Annotated in this window: 4 protein-coding genes; 3 read left to right on the forward strand and 1 reads right to left on the reverse strand. The window is 43.3% G+C overall.

The genetic code is table 11. The features are described from left to right. Window positions 1-454: 454 nt before the first annotated feature. The 3 genes from petM to thyD all read left to right on the forward strand — a co-directional run bounded on the left by petM (window position 455) and on the right by thyD (window position 2,196). A complete protein-coding gene (gene petM, locus PX484_RS04570) occupies window positions 455-568 on the forward strand; it encodes a cytochrome b6-f complex subunit PetM (RefSeq protein WP_012265655.1) in 114 nt (37 codons plus the stop codon). Window positions 569-672: 104 nt separating this feature from the next. Next, window positions 673-1,032 (forward strand): photosystem II reaction center protein Psb28, encoded by a 360-nt coding sequence (gene psb28, locus PX484_RS04575; RefSeq protein WP_002757021.1) that lies wholly within the window; start codon window positions 673-675, stop codon window positions 1,030-1,032. A gap of 240 nt (window positions 1,033-1,272) precedes the next feature. Then, entirely contained in the window at window positions 1,273-2,196 is a 924-nt protein-coding gene (gene thyD / locus PX484_RS04580) for a thylakoid membrane protein ThyD (protein WP_287768452.1), read from the forward strand. A gap of 35 nt (window positions 2,197-2,231) precedes the next feature. Here the strand turns inward: thyD and PX484_RS04585 are convergent, their stop codons facing one another. Then, window positions 2,232-2,957, reverse strand: a complete 726-nt coding sequence (locus PX484_RS04585; protein WP_287669782.1) for a GUN4 domain-containing protein — start codon at window positions 2,955-2,957, stop codon at window positions 2,232-2,234. Window positions 2,958-3,463 lie beyond the last annotated feature (506 nt).

A 3,463-nucleotide genomic window follows, 5' to 3' on the forward strand; every position in this document is an offset into this window, starting at 1 on the left:
ACTATTATTACCATTGAGATTAGTCGATTGACAACTCAGCAGCAACAAACCTAAAAATAGTATTAACTTGATCTTGAGCATAAATGATTTTTTACCAGTCATCACCAATAGTTATCAATACTTAATTTTTCTAGTATAAGTAGAGAATTAAGCAGATAAAACATTAACACAAAGTGGCGACAGCAAATATAAAGATAGTATTAAAAATATCTGGTAAGCTGTACTGCATTGAAACTGCCTATCGGGATTTTTAGTACAAATGCTCGAACTCCTTCTCTCTCTTCCTTGAGGAGAGGAGCAGGACTGCTAGAACATATATACTAGGAAGGCTCTCAAAGTTATTGGCCGATTTTCTCCCTCAATTTTGCCCTAGTCCGGCAGCAGTCGATCGCCTTCGTAGGTTAAAATACCATTGATCTATTGATCGATTATTGTAGGCTCAGGAGCAATCACCATGACCGCAGAAAGTATGTTATTTAATGGGGCGATCGTGGCGATCGTTCTCGTCCTCGTCGGATTAGCTTGGGGTTTTCTCCTCCTCAAAATCCAAGGTGGAGAAGCGGAATAGCTTGTTTTTCGGTTCATGGTTACTTTATTAGTAGTCATGAACTACTTTTTCCCATGAAAAGTAATTAAGAGAAAATCAATAACTAAAATTTTACGCCCACACCTATGACCACTCCCACGATCGAGTTTTTTGTCGGTTTATCAGAAGAATTAAGCGGTGTTAGTCTCCGCAAAAATAAAAGTACCGGGATTCGCAATGTCCTGATGACTTTTAAAACCCTGAAAGCGATCGAACGTTTCCAAAGTTTCACCACCCGTACCTACGGCGATCTCCGTCTCACCGATGAGGAAGGAGTGATTATAGTTATTCCCAACTCGACTAAGTTTATTTTTGGAGGAGATGAAGGAGATGAAATTCAACGGGTAGAATGTGGTTTTGAAATCACCGATGAACACTGGGAGCGTTTTCTGCGCTTTATGAATCGTTACGCGGCAGCCAACGGGATGGGGTATCAGGATAAGTGAGAAGTGGGGTGATGGGGTGTGGGAATTATGAATTATGAATTATGAATTGGGGAGTGGGGAGAATAAATAAAAATAATCTCCTGACTAGAAAGAGGGTGTAGGGTGTGGGGTGTAGGGTGTGGGGTGTAGGGAAGGAAACCTCTTTCATCTGTGGTGGTGAAAATTTTTTCATCGGGACTGAATACTGAATACTAATAGTTAAAAACGAGCTAAAATAAGGATAAATTTAGTCAAGAAACCATGAAAATAGCGATTACTGGGGCGACGGGATTTGTGGGTAGTCGATTGGTGGTCAAACTCTATGATCGCGGCGATGAAATCCTAATTTTGACGCGCAATCCCGATAAAACCAGGAGAATTTACCCAAAGTCAATCTATCCTAAGATAGAGATTATTCCTTATATCGCCACAGAATCGGGGGATTGGCAAAAAGAGATTTCTGGATGTGACGCGGTGATTAATCTAGCGGGAGAACCGATTTCGGAACGCTGGACCAGTGAAACAAAACAGGCAATCGTCGCTAGTCGGCAAATCGGCACCGAGAAAATTGTCGAGGCGATCGCCTTAGCACCCCAGAAACCGAAAGTTTTAATTAACTCCTCGGCGATCGGTTACTATGGAACCAGTGAAACCGCTAGTTTTGACGAAAATAGCCCTCCCGGGGGCGATTTTCTGGCAGATGTCTGTAAAAAGTGGGAAACAGCCGCCCAAAAAGTTAAAGATTACGGCACTCGTTTAGTTATTCTTCGCACGGGTATTGTTTTAGGCAATGGGGGTGCTTTAGGGAAAATGATCCCACCCTTCAAACTTTTTGCCGGCGGTCCGATTGGCAGCGGTCGTCAGTGGTTTTCTTGGATTCATCGGGATGATTTAATTAATTTAATCATCTATTGTCTCGATCGCCCGGAAATCAACGGCACTTTCAACGCTACTGCACCCAATCCCGTCCGGATGAAAGAATTCTGTCAGATTTTAGGGGAAGTAATGAATCGTCCTTCTTGGTTGCCAGTGCCAGATTTTGCCCTCGAAATCCTTTTGGGAGAAGGGGCAAAAATCGTCTTAGAAGGTCAAGAAGTGCTGCCAAAAGCCACAGAAGCGATCGGTTTTGACTATCGTTATCCTAATCTAGAAGCGGCCTTAGAGGAAATTGTCCCGAAAATGTAGAAATCTGATATACTGGGGGGCCGAATGCTCTCAATCTATTTTTCACTCCAGACGGGATGGGAGAATAAAGAGGCGGCCACTCTCACCCCGCGCAGTTGATTTAACAGGGGTAAATGGCCCACGGGAGCGCTTAAATCCCAGATAAATTCTTGGGGGTATTTTGTCCAATTATTGCCATTTTTCCAGCCAATTTTCGGCCAGAGTTTCGGGAAATCTTGACCGACACCGATCCATAATTTGCGCTGCACCGACCAACCGAATTTTCCTTCCGAATGAACTAACCAAAGATTATCAATAGTCTGAATATCTACACCGGGGAAAGCTTCCACTTCCGTAAAATAGACCCATTTCCTCTGTATTGCCCCTTCTCCTGCTAATTCACAGAGTTTTTGACGGGTGAGACTATCGGCAGTTTGAAAATCCTGTTTAGCCAATAATTCCTGTAAAAGTCGATAATCGATACCTTTAGCACTATCGAGGGGAACCACACCCGTGGGGAAATAATTAGCTAAAAATTCCTTGCTTTGATCGCTATTATCTTGATAGAGCAATTGATAGGCCTTACCTGTCACCAGATTAACAGGAGTGGGGTGCTGGGCTAATAAAAAATCTCTCAATACGGTTAGGCCACCTTCTCCGGCCCCGGCTAATTGTGTCAGAATCTGTAATTGATTTTTCGGCGACTCGGTGGCTAATTGACTCATCTTACGGGTAATATCCTCGCTTTGTTCTTCTACTAACACGCCATTCTGGTCAGTCATATCATCACTTTTAAAACCACTCCTTCAATACTATTACCACTATTTCGGGGTCGCTGCTCGATTTTTTCCCGACAAAAAAGGGATTTTTAGCGGGTGGTTGATCCTACACTGAATAACCAGTTCAAACCATAACGGTACAAAGGTGATACCAAATTGTCATTCTAACCCGCGTGTTACCCAACCCGGGTTATGGGAGAAAAGAACCGATCAGCCGGAGACTCAATCTCAAAATAAACCCCTGAGACTCCAAATGTAGGTTAGCAGCTGCGTGAGAACTCAAACATTTGCCAAGGGGACTAGGCGGGACTAGGTGGGAAGTGTTGGGACGCAAGGCCATTTAGTTGGTTTCCTGGTTGTGAAACTAACTAGGGTTTGCTGAATAATGGTAAAAACCTTACAGGAAAGGGCTTTTAGCTTGATTGAGAGCTTCCCAAATGCACTTAAATCTGCTAGAATCTCTTAAAACCCTTGCATCACCCTTGCATCACCCTTGCATCTTCTCTAAT

The organism is Microcystis sp. M49636_WE2 (genome assembly GCF_030065375.1).
GTDB classification, from domain to species: Bacteria; Cyanobacteriota; Cyanobacteriia; order Cyanobacteriales; family Microcystaceae; genus Microcystis; species Microcystis aeruginosa_C.

What these genes read in the sequence shown, in the direction of transcription:
- petM (WP_012265655.1), top strand. Translation starts at nt 455, where the DNA reads ATGACCGCAGAAAGTATGTTATTTAATGGGGCGATCGTGGCGATCGTT.
- psb28 (WP_002757021.1), top strand. Translation starts at nt 673, where the DNA reads ATGACCACTCCCACGATCGAGTTTTTTGTCGGTTTATCAGAAGAATTA.
- thyD (WP_287768452.1), top strand. Translation starts at nt 1,273, where the DNA reads ATGAAAATAGCGATTACTGGGGCGACGGGATTTGTGGGTAGTCGATTG.
- PX484_RS04585 (WP_287669782.1), bottom strand. Translation starts at nt 2,957, where the DNA reads ATGACTGACCAGAATGGCGTGTTAGTAGAAGAACAAAGCGAGGATATT.